The organism is Streptomyces sp. NBC_00989 (assembly GCF_045162655.1).
In the GTDB taxonomy this organism is placed as follows: domain Bacteria; phylum Actinomycetota; class Actinomycetes; order Streptomycetales; family Streptomycetaceae; genus Streptomyces.
Map to the genome: position 1 here is coordinate 1,276,102 of NZ_CP108728.1, position 12,986 is coordinate 1,289,087.

At 70.9% G+C, this 12,986-nt stretch carries 13 protein-coding genes; 6 read left to right on the forward strand and 7 right to left on the reverse strand.

The genetic code is table 11. The features are described from left to right. Positions 1-26: 26 nt before the first annotated feature. Positions 27-1,007 carry an aldo/keto reductase gene (locus OG714_RS05780; protein WP_406118995.1) on the reverse strand — a complete coding sequence of 327 codons (981 nt, stop codon included), beginning with the start codon at positions 1,005-1,007 and terminating at the stop codon, positions 27-29. A 185-nt stretch (positions 1,008-1,192) separates the two neighbouring features. Further along, positions 1,193-2,041 (reverse strand): SDR family oxidoreductase, encoded by an 849-nt coding sequence (locus tag OG714_RS05785; RefSeq protein ID WP_406118997.1) that lies wholly within the window; start codon positions 2,039-2,041, stop codon positions 1,193-1,195. A gap of 245 nt (positions 2,042-2,286) precedes the next feature. On the opposite strand from OG714_RS05785, the gene OG714_RS05790 reads away from it, so the two are divergent. After that, the gene (locus OG714_RS05790; protein ID WP_406118998.1) at positions 2,287-3,246 is read left to right on the forward strand and encodes a helix-turn-helix domain-containing protein; all 960 of its coding nucleotides are present in this window, start codon (positions 2,287-2,289) and stop codon (positions 3,244-3,246) included. A 467-nt stretch (positions 3,247-3,713) separates the two neighbouring features. Continuing rightward, positions 3,714-4,097: a BlaI/MecI/CopY family transcriptional regulator gene (locus OG714_RS05795; RefSeq protein ID WP_406119000.1), complete on the forward strand. Its 384-nt coding sequence runs from the start codon at positions 3,714-3,716 to the stop codon at positions 4,095-4,097. Positions 4,098-4,415: 318 nt separating this feature from the next. Here the strand turns inward: OG714_RS05795 and OG714_RS05800 are convergent, their stop codons facing one another. Next, a complete protein-coding gene (locus OG714_RS05800) occupies positions 4,416-5,195 on the reverse strand; it encodes a LysR family substrate-binding domain-containing protein (RefSeq protein WP_406119002.1) in 780 nt (259 codons plus the stop codon). A 58-nt stretch (positions 5,196-5,253) separates the two neighbouring features. Between OG714_RS05800 and OG714_RS05805 the strand changes: the two genes are divergently transcribed. Then, a complete protein-coding gene (locus OG714_RS05805; protein WP_406119003.1) occupies positions 5,254-5,646 on the forward strand; it encodes a DUF5997 family protein in 393 nt (130 codons plus the stop codon). A 67-nt stretch (positions 5,647-5,713) separates the two neighbouring features. Then, entirely contained in the window at positions 5,714-6,448 is a 735-nt protein-coding gene (locus OG714_RS05810) for a GntR family transcriptional regulator (RefSeq protein ID WP_406119005.1), read from the forward strand. Between the two features lie 26 nt (positions 6,449-6,474). On the opposite strand, the gene OG714_RS05815 is transcribed toward OG714_RS05810, so the two are convergent. After that, complete coding sequence (locus tag OG714_RS05815; protein ID WP_406119007.1) at positions 6,475-8,109, reverse strand: TauD/TfdA family dioxygenase; 1,635 nt, start codon at positions 8,107-8,109, stop codon at positions 6,475-6,477. A 122-nt stretch (positions 8,110-8,231) separates the two neighbouring features. Then, positions 8,232-8,822 (reverse strand): TetR/AcrR family transcriptional regulator, encoded by a 591-nt coding sequence (locus OG714_RS05820; RefSeq protein ID WP_406119008.1) that lies wholly within the window; start codon positions 8,820-8,822, stop codon positions 8,232-8,234. A 172-nt stretch (positions 8,823-8,994) separates the two neighbouring features. On the opposite strand from OG714_RS05820, the gene OG714_RS05825 reads away from it, so the two are divergent. Further along, a complete protein-coding gene (locus OG714_RS05825; protein ID WP_406119009.1) occupies positions 8,995-9,870 on the forward strand; it encodes an LLM class flavin-dependent oxidoreductase in 876 nt (291 codons plus the stop codon). A gap of 36 nt (positions 9,871-9,906) precedes the next feature. Here the strand turns inward: OG714_RS05825 and OG714_RS05830 are convergent, their stop codons facing one another. Beyond that, the gene (locus OG714_RS05830) at positions 9,907-10,302 is read right to left on the reverse strand and encodes a YybH family protein (RefSeq protein ID WP_406119011.1); all 396 of its coding nucleotides are present in this window, start codon (positions 10,300-10,302) and stop codon (positions 9,907-9,909) included. A gap of 114 nt (positions 10,303-10,416) precedes the next feature. Here OG714_RS05830 and OG714_RS05835 point away from each other — a divergent pair, with 114 nt between their 5' ends. Further along, on the forward strand, positions 10,417-11,097 hold the full coding sequence (locus OG714_RS05835; RefSeq protein ID WP_406119013.1) for a nucleoside/nucleotide kinase family protein: 681 nt from the start codon (positions 10,417-10,419) through the stop codon (positions 11,095-11,097). A 7-nt stretch (positions 11,098-11,104) separates the two neighbouring features. Here the strand turns inward: OG714_RS05835 and OG714_RS05840 are convergent, their stop codons facing one another. Continuing rightward, complete coding sequence (locus OG714_RS05840) at positions 11,105-12,943, reverse strand: hypothetical protein (protein WP_406119015.1); 1,839 nt, start codon at positions 12,941-12,943, stop codon at positions 11,105-11,107. Between the last annotated feature and the right edge of the window lie 43 nt (positions 12,944-12,986).

Below are 12,986 nucleotides of genomic sequence, written 5' to 3' on the forward strand. Positions count from 1 at the left end.
GATCAGCAAGTCGCCACGGCGTCAGATCACCGGTCGATGCTGGCCATGTTCGTCTCGTCGTGGCGTTCGCCCGCGGCCGGTGTGAGGTTGTTGAGGCGGTCGAGCTGTACGGCGCTGAGCTCGACGGCGTCGGCGGCGGTGTTCTCCTCGACGCGCGTAACCCGCCGGGTTCCGGGGATGGGGGCGATGTCGTCGCCGCGGGTCAGCAGCCATGCCAGCGCGGTCTGGGCCGGGGTGGCGCCGATCTCGGCGCCGATGGCCTGTACTTCGTCGACGATGCGCAGGTTGCGCTGGAAGTTCTCGCCGGTGAAGCGCGGGTTGGTCTTGCGCCAGTCGTCGTCGGTGAAGTCGTCGACGGTGCGGATCTGCCCGGTCAGCAGGCCGTGCCCGAGCGGGGAGTAGGGCACGAATCCGATGCCCAATTCGCGCAGCAGCCGGAGGATTTCGGCTTCGACGTCACGGGTCCACAGGGAGTATTCGGTCTGGAGCGCTGCCACCGGGTGCACGGCGTGCGCTCGGCGGATCGTCTCGGGACCGGCCTCGGAGAGGCCGATGTGGCGCACCTTGCCCTCGGCGACCAGCTCGGCCAGCGCGCCGACGGTCTCTTCGATGGGGGTGTTGGGGTCGACGCGGTGCTGGTAGTAGAGGTCGATGTGGTCGGTGCCCAGCCGCAGGAGCGAGCCTTCGACCGCGGCCTTCACGTTGCCGGCGCTGCTGTCGATGACGCCGGGGCCGCCGCCGGAATGGGAGACGAGACCGAACTTCGTCGCCACCACGACGTCGTCGCGCCGGCCCTTGATGGCCTTGCCGACAAGCTCCTCGCTGTGGAAGGGGCCGTAGATCTCGGCGGTGTCGATGTGGGTGACCCCGAGGTCCAGCGCCCGGTGGATGGTGCGGATCGACTCGGCGTCGTCGAGTCCTCCGCCCGTGGTGTAGGTGCCGGCCATGGTCATGGCTCCCAGGCCGATGCGGGAGACATCGAGCCCGCCCAGCGATACGTGCTTCATCAGGTACTCCTTGTCGTGACGGCCGTCAGGCCGGTCGGTGGTCATGGTCAGGGGGGGGTGTGCCACCAGTTGGTGGGCCGTGCTGGGGTGGTCCGCGCGGCGCTGGCGCGGCGCCGTTGCCCGGGGAGCTGCTCAGTGCCAGCAGGTGCAACGGGCGGCTGCCGGCCTCGGCCGGGGCATGGTGCTCAGGCGTGGGTGTCGTCGTCGTAGGCCAGGCTGCCGCCCAGTTCGCGGGAGGCTTCGGCCTGGGCGAGGAGTTCCTTCGCCTTGGCCTCGGCGGCCTCGATGGCGTCCGCACCGGCGACGAAACGCGGCAGCGGCTTGTCCTGCCCGGCGATGGTGAGCAGGGCGCGGGCGAGCTTGGCGGGGTCGCCGGGCTGCCGGCCGTTCATGCTCTTCATGCCCTCGATCCTGGGGGCGGTGCGCGGGGCGTAGTCGTCGATGGACAGCTCGGGCCAGTTGGTCGAGCCGTCCACGAGGAGTTCGGTACGGAAGTAGCCGGGCTCCACGATGGTGGTGTGGATGTTGTACGGCTCGACGTCGTGGCGCAGGGACTCCATCCAGCCCTCTTCCGCGAACTTGGAGGCGGCGTAGGCGGAGGTGAACTCCATGCCGACCAGCCCGGCGGTCGAGGTGATGGTGATGATGTGGCCGGCGCGCTGCTTGCGCAGGATCGGCAGGACGGCGCGGGTGACGTTCATCGGGCCGAAGAGGTTGGTCTCGAACTGCCGGCGCATCTGCGCGGGCGAGATCTCCTCGAAGTAGCCGGTGAAGAGGTTCCCGGCGTTGTTGATCAGCACGTCGATGCGGCCGAAGCGGTCGACGGCTGCCTGCGCGGCGGCCTCGGCATCCTCCGGGCTGGTGACGTCGAGCCTGGTGACCAGCAGATCGTCCTGCGGCCCGCCGAGGGTCTTCTCGACCTCTTCGGGGCGGCGGCCGGTCGCGACGACCTGGTGGCCTGCGGCAAGGGCCTCGCGGGCGATGTCCGTGCCCAGACCGCGTCCGGCACCGGTGACGAGAATGACCTTGCTCATGGGTGGGGTTCCTTTCAGGCGCCGTGATCCGGCACCCGCTGTATGCCGGGGGGGCATGTGGCGCTGACAGCGCTACAGAGGGGGCTCGGACCGGCGGCACAAGCACCGTCTGTCCGGACGGTTCACACCGCCGTGGGCGGTGCACCACCAACAAAACCGCCTGTCACGCGCGCGTGGGAGTCCCTGCTGAGGGGGTCACTGACAGGGACCCCCACCCCGGCGGAAGCACTCGTAGAGTGAAACGCATGGCAGGCAGAAACGACCCACAAGGCGGCAACCGCGACATCCGAGATGATTTCCGCGCGGAGATCCGGGAATTCCTCGGCACGCGACGGGCCAGGGTCACCCCCGAACAGGCCGGACTGCCCCTCTACGGCGGAGAGCGCCGACGGGTCACCGGGCTGCGCCGCGAGGAGGTCGCCCTCCTCGCGGGCATCTCCAGCGAGTACTACACCCGGCTGGAGCGCGGCAACGCCACCGGCGTCTCCGAGAGCGTCATCGAAGGCATCGCGCAAGCACTCCAGCTCGACGAGGCCGAGCGCATCCACCTGCTCGACCTCCTGCGCGGCGCCGGCACGACCCGTCCGCCGCGCCGCCGCCCGGCCCAGCAACGGGTCCGGCCCGCGGTGCAGCGCGTCCTCGACTCGATGGCCGGCACACCCGCGTTCATCCTCAGCGGACGCGGGGACATCCTGGCCGCCAACCACATCGGGCGCGCCCTGTTCTCCCCGGTCTACGCCGACCCGGCACGGCCGCCGAACAACGCCCGGTTCGTCTTCCTCAGCCCGCACGCGACCGAGTTCTTCCGCCGCTGGGACGAAGTCGCAGGCGACACGGTCGCCATGCTGCGCGCCGAAGCCGGCCGCGACCTCTACGACCGACGGCTGACCGACCTGATCGGGGAACTGTCCACCCGCAGCGAGGAATTCCGCCGTCGCTGGGCCGCCCACAACGTCCGCATGCACACCACCGGCGTGAAACTCCTCCACCACCCGGTCGTCGGCGACCTCGACCTGCCCTTCGAGACGTTCCCACTCCCCGACGGCCCCAGCCGGTTCCTCCTCACCTACACCCCCGAACCCCACTCACCCACCCAGGACGCCCTGAACCTGCTGGCCAGCTGGGCCGCGACCACCGACGACATCGAACGGTCCGCTCCGGCCACCGACTCCCAGCCCGCCGACTCGGCCGAGACACCCGACTGACCGACGAGCCACGCGAGTCGATCCGCGGCAACTTTTGCGGAGCAGCGGCAGCTACAGGCCCGCTTCAGTGTCGAGAAGACCGTCGAGAGCGTGGGTCAGAGCGTGCTGATGCCGGGTCAGCCAGTAGTGCGCGGCCTGGTCGCCCGCCCTCTGCTCCCCGGACCCACAGGGATAGTCCCGTTGCCGGGTACTTCCGACGCACCGAAGCGCAGGTCCTCTGCCTGTGGAAGTGGACCCCCACTCACCAAGATCCGAACCAGGAGCGGATCCCGTGCCGGGCATCAAGCACCAACGCCCGCGCCACGACCAGTGCACAACCCGTGCACACTTCCACCGGAACTCCCGGGAACTCCCAGATAGCAGCAGGAAGCCCCCAAGCACACCGATCGACCCCAACCAGGCAAAAGCGCCTGGTCAGAGCGCCGGCACTAGGCAAGTCCCGCCCTACACGCTGTAAGGTGAGCGCCATGGCTGGCAGAGACCCGCAGGTCCGGGCGGAGCGGCGCAGCGCCGGTGAGCTGGAGAGCGAGGTCCTCGCCTCACTGTGGGCGACCGACCGCCCCCTGACACCGGCCGAGATCCAGGCCGATATCGCGGGCGCGCTCGCCTACAACACCGTGCACACGATCCTCAAGCGGCTCTACGACAAGGGGCTCGTCCTGCGTGACGCGGACGGGCGGCGCGGGGCCTACCGGCCGGCGAAGAACGCGGCCGAGTTGACCGCCGAGGCGATGCACGAGGCGCTGAACAGAGGCCCGGACCCGATCGCCGCGCTGCAGCAGTTCGTGACCGGTCTGCGTCCCGATGAGGAGAGGGCCTTGCGCGATCTGCTGGCCGGGGGCGCCGGATGAGGTTCGAGGTCTCTCCCTCCTCGGTTGCAGCCGTCGGTGCCACTCGCGGCGATCAGCCCTGGCCCACGCCGTCCTGAGCGCCGAACGCGCCCTGCCCGTCCGCGCGTTGAGCTCCACCGACCGTGCCGTCATCCGCTGGATCACGGTGTCGCGGACGGCTCCGCCCCACGCCGGTGACCCCTCACGTCAGCCGTCCCCACCCTTGGCGCGCTGCCCGCGCCCGGCGCGACCGACGAGCTGTTCCGGATGCTGACGGAAGTGCTCCAGCGGGCGCCGGTGTCGACGTCGGCCTGAGCGAACCGCGTCGGCTGTCGGCTGTCAGCGGCCTCGGGGCTTGCCGCGCTTGGTGCCCTTGGCGCCACCGGAGGAGCTGCGGGGGTTCTTGCCGGTGTTTCCGGTCCTGCCGGTCGCTTTTCCGGCGGCGGGCTTGCGACGCGCGGGGGTTTCGGCGCGCTTCGCCTTCGTCTTCGGCTGGGGAGGCGTCGGAGTGCGACCCCGGGTGCTGTTGACCGTGCGGCCGCGGACGATGCCGATGAAGTCCTCGACCAGTTCGGTGGTCGCGTCCTCGGGCCAGGACAGGGCGACGTCCGACTGGGGGGCGTCGACGACGGTCCGGTAGGTGAGGTCCTTGCGGTGGTGCAGCCGGGCCAGGGACTGGGGGACGTAGAGGATGCCGATGCCCGACGCCACGTGTTCGATGGCGTCCTCGGTGGTCGCGGGACGCTCGAACGCGGGCTCCCCCGGCGGCTGTTCCCAGTCGAGGACGTCGTCGAGGGGGTGGAGGACCACCTCGTCGGCGAGTTCGTCGAGGGACACCTCGTCGGCCGCCGTCACCACATGGTCCTTCGGCGCTACGACCACGGTCGCCTCGGTGTAGAGGGCGATCGCGCTGAAGACCTCGCGGTCGACCGGCAGCCGCACGAGTCCGGCGTCGGCCTCGCCGCGCCGCAGTACATCAGCTGCCTCGCCGGCCGGGACCGGTACGAGGACGAGGGGGACGTCGGGCAGGCGCTCGTTCCAGATCCGCACCCACTTGGCGGGCGTCACCCCGGGGACGTACGCGAGCCGGAACGTGGGGGATGCTTCCGAGCCTGTCACCCCGCAAGGTTACCCGCCGTGGTCGGAGGTCTCGAACGCGGTCGATACTCTTGACGGTATGAAGTCGCAGCAGACCGCCCAGACCATGAAGCCCGCCACGGCGGCGAAGAAGCTGGGTGTGTACCTAGAGGCCACCCCCGCCGAGTTCCAGAAGGGTGACGTCTCCCGCGCCGAGTTGAACGAGTTGCAGGCCAGTCCGCCCGAGTGGCTGCGCGACCTGCGCGCCAACGGCCCGCACCCGCGCCCGGTCGTCGCGGCCAGGCTCGGCGTCTCCATCGCCGGTCTCGCCCGCGGCGGGGTCACCGAGCCCCTCACCACCGAGCAGATCGAGGCCCTGAAGGAGGACGGCCCCGAGTGGCTGGAGAAGGAGCGCGCCACCCAGGCCGAGGTCCGCAAGGAAGCCGAGCGGATCAAGAACAAGAAGAACGCCGAGAGCGCCGAGAACGACTGACGGCCTCGGGACCTGGGAGAGGCGCGCGGTGACGGACGGCCCGGCCGGCACGGGGAGACCCCCGGCGATGTACCGGAAGGTCGCGGCCGACCTCGGCCGCGAGATCGGCGAGGGCCGCTACGGCTCCGGCGGACGACTGCCCGCCGAGGGCGACCTCGCCGAACGGTACGGCGTCTCCCGGGGCACGGTCCGCCAGGCGATGGCCCTCCTGCGCACCGAGGGACTGATCGCCTCCCGGCGCGGCACCCGTCGGGTCGTGATCGGCACCCCCCGCCCGCAGAGCTTCGGGGAACTCCTCAGCTTCACCCGCTGGGCCCGCTCGACGGGCGAGGAACCCGGCGGCCGGACCGTCACCGTGGAGACCCGCCCCGCCGACGCGACCGAACGGGAGCAACTGCGCCTGCCCGCGGGGGCGGAGATCTACGAGGTACGGCGGCTGCGCACCCTCGCGGGGCGGCCCGTGATGATCGAGCGGACCGTATACCCGTCCGCCGTGGGCGAGTTGATCGCCGAGCTGCCGCCCGACACCGTGTCGCACACCGTGGCTCTGGAGGAGTCGGGCGTGCTGATCGCGGACGCCCAGCACACCATCGACCTGTGCCGGGCCGACGAGGAGGACGCCCGGCTGCTCGGCTGTAGGCCCGGCGACCCGCTGCTGCGCGAGCGCCGGTGCAGCACCGATCCGGCGGGCACACCGGTCGAATGGTCCGAGGACCGGTATCTCCCGGAGACCGTGGCCTTCACCGTGCACAGCTCGGCCGCGTCCGGCTCGCTGGCCCGCCGCCCGGCCGACGACGCCTGAGCCAGTCCTTGGGGTAGAGGTCTTGGTCAGTCCTTCCGCAGCAGGGCCGTGAGCAGCGGCCGGAAGTGCGCGAAGTCCGGGGTCGGTGCCTCGGGGTCCTTGCCCTCGTCGTCCCAGCGGCGCACCGCGACCCCGTCCGCCGCGTAGGGGTTCGCCTCGTACGCGGCGACCTCCGCTGGAGACATCGGACCACCCTGCACCTCCAGTGTGTACACCGAGGCCTGCGAGAGCCGGCCGAAGTAGCCCGGCTCGACCGCGCACAGATACCGCTTGGCCGCCACGTGCAGCCGGATCGGCTCGGTGACCTCGGGGCCGAACCACTCGGCCAGCCGGTCCGCCCCGGTGTGGCTGTGCCTGTTGTCGGTGCCCTCCATCAACTCCGCACCGCTGACCGGCCCGTGGAAGTGCCCGAGGTCGTGCAAGAGCGCGGCGGCGACCAGCGCGTCGGACGCACCCGCTTCCTCGGCACGCACCGCCGCCTGGAGCATGTGCTGCGCCATCGTGACCTCCTCCCCCAGGTAGGCGCCCGCACCCTCGCCCGCGAAGAGTTCGGCCACCTCGTCCACGAACTCCGTTGCGGCTACGGCCCGTTCGCGACGCAGTACGGCCAAGGTGCCGGCCAGTGCGTCGAGGTCGGCGTAGGTGCCCTGGAGGTGACGGGCACCGCTCTCCTCGAAGGCGGTCCGTGCGTGCAGCAGCCGGACGTTGTCGAAGATCAGGCAGTCGCCGGGCAACAGCCGGAACTCCAGTTGGAGTTCGGGGCGCAGGGTGATCTCGGCGAAGGTGCGGTAGGCCCGGTAGAAGGCTTCCAGTTCGTCGGCGGGCAGCAACAGGGTGCCGATGGAACGGTTGTTGAAGCGCACCTCACGGATCCGGCCCCGGCCGTCCACGTCGATCAGCGGCCGGTCGGCGGCCAGTTCGGTGCGCGCGTCGCCGAAGCGGAACGGCACGGGAGTGCGCGTCAGGACGGCGAACGCCTCCGGGTCCTCGGCACGCAGCAGCGCGGCGGCCTTGAACCCGTCGACCAGTCCGGAGTCGCCGCCGACCGCCGAGTTGGCCAGACAGTGCAGGAGTTGGAGCGTGGGCACCGGGTCGCGGTACGGGTTGTCGGTGTGCGGGGTGATCCTGGCGCCGGTGAAGGCGAGGTTGTTGGGGTCCGGTTCGACCCGTACGTCGAAGAGCCGCCCGTAGTTGGTCTCACGGACGTACCCGAAGGTCTCCGCCACCTCCAGCACCTGCCCCTCGCGGCACGGTACGGCACGCAGCAGGGCGAAGCCGAGCCCGAGGACCGACTCCAGCACCCGGGCCTTGGCCACCGGATCGCCCAGGTACTCCGCCCAACTCGCCTCAGGGAGAAGGCCGTTCAGGTCCGCGGCGGACCACAGGGTCTTGCCGTTCTCGCCACGCCGGTCCCCGGAACCGCCCCCACTCTCGGGCCGGTTGGCGGTCAGCCACTGCGCGGAGTACTCGGACCGGTGCCCGTCGGGCGCCCAGTCGACCTCGACACCGTCGGCGGTCCGCCGTACGGCTTCCAGCGCGAGGCCTGTGGGCAGTTCGGTGATCTGGAACAGCTTCTGCCCGTTGCGCGGGTCGCGGCACCGGGGGCAGGGGCAGTTGTCCCGCAGCCAGGTGAGCGGCAGTTCCTCTACGGATGGTGACATCGTCACCACTCTCTCTCAAAGTTGTATAGCCAACTTTTCCAACAGAGGGAACGTCTCAGGACGGGATGAGCAACAAGTGACGCTCTGGCTACCTGCGCATGAACGAGACAGCGGCGACTCGGTCAGCGGGACAGACGCAGGCCCGCGACGAGGACGTCGACGAGGCGCAGCGCGTCGTAGCGGTCGTCGCCCTCCGCGCCGGCGCAGAGGTTCCCCACGCCGCGCATGACCTCGTAGGCGGTCAGATCGGACCGGACCTCACCGGCGGCGGCCGCCGCGTCGAACAGCTCGGCGCACACGGGCAGGAGACGGTCGAGGAAGTAGGTGTGCAGCGCCTCGAAGCCGGCGGTGTCGGACCGCAGCACCGCGGCGAGTCCGTGCTTGGTGACCAGAAAGTCGACGAAGAGACTGATCCACTCGCGCAGCGCGGCGTACGGCGTGGCGCTGTTCGCCAGCAGCGCCGGGCCGGCTTCGGCGCAGGCCTCGACCTGGTGCCGGTAGACGGCGATGACGAGGTCCGCGCGCGTCGGGAAGTGGCGGTAGATCGTGCCGAGCCCGACCCCCGCTTCGCGCGCGATGTCGCGCACCGGCGCGTCGACACCGGACGCGACGAAGACCTTGGCGGCGGCGTCGAGGAGGGTCTCCTTGTTGCGCCGGGCGTCGGCCCGCTTGGACTGGACCGCGCCGCCCGCTGCTGCCTCGTTGTCACTCACCGCGCGGTTTCCTCCACCACTAGAACTTGCTCGGCACATGGGAGCTTGCTAAACGGAACAGTGTTCCGTATCGTTTTCCGGAACCTCGTTCCGCTTGCTCATGATGCCAGAGCAGAAGCCGGACGACCAAGCCATGCCCGCCACCACGCAGTGCGTAAGAACGGACGGCACCATGCCCCACACACCCCGCCCCGGCTTCGGAATCATGACCGCCCCCATGCAGGTCGACTACCCCGACCTGCTCCGCGTCTGGTGCGAGGCGGACACCGTCCCGGAGATCGAGCACGCCTGGCTCTTCGATCACCTCATGCCCATCGGCGGCGACCCGGACGGCCCGGCCTTCGAGGGCTGGACGCTGCTCTCCGCCCTCGCCGCGCGGACCCGGCGACTGCGGCTCGGCGTGATGGTGACGAGCAACCGCTTCCGGCCGCCCGCGATGCTGGCCAAGATCGCCACGACCGTCGACATCGTCTCCGGGGGACGGCTCGACTTCGGCATCGGCGTCGGCTCACGCCCCGATCACCCGCTGGCCAGGCGGGAGTACGAGGCGCACGGCCTCCCCTTCCACGGCTCCGCGCACGCCGTGGCAAGCCTCGCCGAGGCATGCACGGTGATCCGGCGGTTGTGGACCGAGGAGAAACCCTTCGACTTCCACGGCACCCACCACCACCTCACCGGAGCGTTCGGCAACCCCAAGCCCGTCCAGCGCCCGCACCCGCCGATCCTCATCGGCGGACGCTCGTCCGCGACCCTGCGCGTGGTCGCCGAGCACGCCGACCTGTGGAACATCCCCGGCGGCGACATCGAGGACGCCATCAACCGCAGCGCACTCCTCGACCGCTACTGCGCCGAGACCGGCCGCGATCCCTCCTCGATCACCCGCTCCATCCACCTGTCCGCCTCCTACGACAGGCCCGACACCACCCGGCACGCGATCCGCGAGGCGCTCGACGCGGGCTTCCACCACATCGTGCTCGGACTGTCCTCCCCCTACCCCGCCGAGGTCGCGCACTGGGTCGCCGACGAGCTGATCAGCAAGTCGACCTGAGCGCCCTTTCGAAGTCGGTCGTACGTCAGTCGTGCGTCAGTCGTGCGGGAACGAATGGTGTTCGTGCGCGACCAGCCACCGGCCCCGCTCCTTGCGCAGGCCGAAGGTGAGCCGCAGTCGCAGGGCCGGGTATGCGGCGAACTCCTCGGGGGTGCCGCACCGGAGCAGGGCATGGGCGTAGGCGACATCCGTGCCGGCCGTGATGTCGAGGGAGTCGATGTCGAAACAGGCGCCCTGGGCCTGCCAGTCGAAGAACGGCGGCCAAGTGGCGCGGTAGGCGGCGAGGCCGTGGATGCCGGAGTGGGGCGGCGGGACGTCGTACATGACGAGGTCCTCGGTGTGGTCCGCCATGACGCCCTCGATGTCGCCGCGGTGGACGGCCTCGGCCCAGCCGGTGATCAGGGCGCGGATCTGTGTCGCGTCGTCGGTCATGGACGGCTCCTGTTCCTGTCCCCCACTCCATGGTCTCTCTGCTGGGTCGACTCCCCGATCTTCCGCACATCATCGCCCCGGCCGGGCAACCGAGACGGATGGCACACTCTCCGTGTGCCGCTGACTTTCGACGACCTCCTCACCCGTGCCACCGCGCTCGCCGCCCCGGGCCGACGTGCCGTCCTCGGTATCGCCGGCAGCCCCGGTGCGGGCAAGACGACCCTCGCCGAGCGCCTGGTGCGGACGCTGAACGAGAGCGGCGCGGAACCGTGGGTCGCGCACGTCCCCATGGACGGCTTCCATCTCGCCGACGTCGAACTCGACCGCCTCGGCCGCCGCGACCGCAAGGGCGCGCCCGACACCTTCGACGCGGGCGGCTACGCGGCACTGCTGCGGAGGCTGCGCGAGGAGCCCGCCGAGGTGGTGTACGCGCCGACCTTCGAGCGCGTGCTGGAACAGCCCGTCGCCGGCGCGATCCCGGTACCGCCCACGGCCCGGCTCGTGGTGACGGAGGGCAACTACCTGCTGCTGGAGGCGGGTTCATGGTCACGGGTACGGCCGTGCCTGGACGAGGTGTGGTTCTGCGAGGTCGACGAGGACGAACGCGTCCGCCGACTCGTCGCCCGGCACGAGGAGTTCGGCAAGGACCACGGGACCGCCGTGTCCTGGGTGTTGGGCACCGATCAGCGCAACGCCGACCTGGTGGCGGCGACCCGGGACCGGGCGGACCTGGTCGTGCCGGTCGGCGCACTGCCCGCGCCGGAGCAGAACTCGGCGGCGCGGGCAGGCAGTTGAGGGGCCCTCAGGCCCGCAGGGTCAGCTCCGGTTCGGCGTCGGAATCGCCCGCCGGGTCGCCGATCACCGCGGTGAACGCCTCCGTGCGGACGGTCAGAGTCAGACCGTCCTCGCCGGTCTCGAAGGCGGCCGTGAACTCCCCCGCTCCGGGGCCGTACCGTACGGCGAACACGTGCAGGTTCTCCGGCGCGCCCGGTACCGGTTCGGCCTCCAGTGCCGTGGAGGTGACCAGGTGACCCCAGCCCTCGTCGGGGTTGCCGTAGCCGCGCGGGTCGGCCGCGAGGGCGAACGCCGCCTCCTGCTGGGTGAGTTCGGAGCGGGCGTCGAAGTGGTCGGCGCCCTGATCGGTCGGGTGGGTGAGGCGCAGGGCGCCCGCGGACGCGACCTCGCCCTCCGCCGTCCTGCGCACCCGGTCGCCCTCGTCCGCCGCGTACGGCAGCCCGGCCAGCAGGTACGGTGCTCCGTCGAGCCGTTCGACGGCCACCGTCGTCCACAGGGTGGTGCCGTCGGTGACGTAGAGGGACCGGATGTGCCGCAGGACGTGGTCGCGGCCGACGACCGGCTTGGTGACCAGCTTGGCGGCCAGCCCCTCGGCGCGGACGTCCCGGACGCGCACCTCACCCATCGGGCGGCAGAACAGGAAGCCGTCGAGCACCGGGCCGAAGCCGTGCTGGCGGTTCACGGCCGCGGGCAGGTAGTAGGTGCCGTCCGCCTCGATCAGTGACGGGGTCATCTTGCCGTCGAAGGCCACCGAGACGGTTCCCGCGCGGAGTTGGTGGCGCGCCGTCTCCGTCGACGGTGTGCGGTGCCAGCGTGTGCTGTCCTGGATCTGCCAGACCAGCATCCACGCGAAGTGGCCGTCCGCTCCCCCGTCCGGCTTGACCGCGTGCCGGCCCCAGCGGCTGTCGCCCCGGTAGCGTCCGATGTCCGAGCCGATGCGGCTGCCGAAGTAGCGCAGGCCGAGGACCGATTCGAAGGCGGAGTGCTGTTCGCTGTAGCGGGGGCCGCCGTTGTCGAAGCCGCCGTTGGTGAGGCGGGCGTCGATGTAGCGGGCCAGCGCCTCCCCGTCCTCGGCGAAGACGTCCTCGCCGCTGACGATGTGGGCCTGCGCGAGGAACGACAGGGAGATCGGGCCGTAGTTGTTGTCGTACGCGCCGCCGTGCTCGGGCGGGAGGAGAGCGCCGCGGTCGCTCACGCGGTGGGCGCGGATCTCGTCGCCGTACACACGGAGTGCGCGCGTGCGGACCGACTCCCCTTCCCCTGAAGGGAGATGGCGGGCCAGCATCAGGCCGCCGACGACACACCCGATGGCCTGGTTGCCGGCCTCCTGCGGGTTGAAGAAGGTCGCCTCGGTGAGCCAGCGCCAGTAGCCGTGCGCCAACTCGACCAGCGCGCCGCGCTGTTCGTCGTCGACGAGTCCGTCCGCCGCGTCCAGGACGTTGACCGCCTGGAGGAGGGCCCACGCCGTGCTCGGCCAGTCGCCGATGGGGTGCGCGCCCGCTTCCAGGACGTAACGGGCGTACGGGAGACCGGAGTTGCGGACCTTCAGGTTCGGGTAGCCGGGGTTGTCCGCCGTGTAGACGCGCTCGCTTAGGTGGAAGGCGAGGCTGCGCCGTACCGCCTCCGGCAGGCGGGGGTCCTTGCCGCGCTGCCAGGCGAAGGCCAGCAGGGACGTGATCCCGAGCGAGGTGTCCCCGATGTCGTCGTAGCAGTCGGGGTGTTCGAGGTTGCCGTCCGGCGTGATGCGGCGCAGGGCCTGCTCGACGACGTCGGCGAGGACCGCGTCGTAGGCCTCCTGGGTGTCCGGGAGATCGTGCAGCGGGCCGCGCTGGTGGAGGAGGTGCACGGGTGGTTCAGCCCTTCATGCCTGAGGTGGCCATGGTGTGGGT

Excerpts from the sequence above, each read along its gene's own strand:
- OG714_RS05780 (WP_406118995.1), bottom strand. The coding sequence starts at position 1,007 with ATGAAGCACGTATCGCTGGGCGGGCTCGATGTCTCCCGCATCGGCCTG.
- OG714_RS05805 (WP_406119003.1), top strand. The coding sequence starts at position 5,254 with ATGAAGTCGCAGCAGACCGCCCAGACCATGAAGCCCGCCACGGCGGCG.
- OG714_RS05795 (WP_406119000.1), top strand. The coding sequence starts at position 3,714 with ATGGCTGGCAGAGACCCGCAGGTCCGGGCGGAGCGGCGCAGCGCCGGT.
- OG714_RS05825 (WP_406119009.1), top strand. The coding sequence starts at position 8,995 with ATGCCCCACACACCCCGCCCCGGCTTCGGAATCATGACCGCCCCCATG.
- OG714_RS05815 (WP_406119007.1), bottom strand. The coding sequence starts at position 8,109 with ATGTCACCATCCGTAGAGGAACTGCCGCTCACCTGGCTGCGGGACAAC.
- OG714_RS05830 (WP_406119011.1), bottom strand. The coding sequence starts at position 10,302 with ATGACCGACGACGCGACACAGATCCGCGCCCTGATCACCGGCTGGGCC.
- OG714_RS05810 (WP_406119005.1), top strand. The coding sequence starts at position 5,714 with ATGTACCGGAAGGTCGCGGCCGACCTCGGCCGCGAGATCGGCGAGGGC.
- OG714_RS05790 (WP_406118998.1), top strand. The coding sequence starts at position 2,287 with ATGGCAGGCAGAAACGACCCACAAGGCGGCAACCGCGACATCCGAGAT.
- OG714_RS05785 (WP_406118997.1), bottom strand. The coding sequence starts at position 2,041 with ATGAGCAAGGTCATTCTCGTCACCGGTGCCGGACGCGGTCTGGGCACG.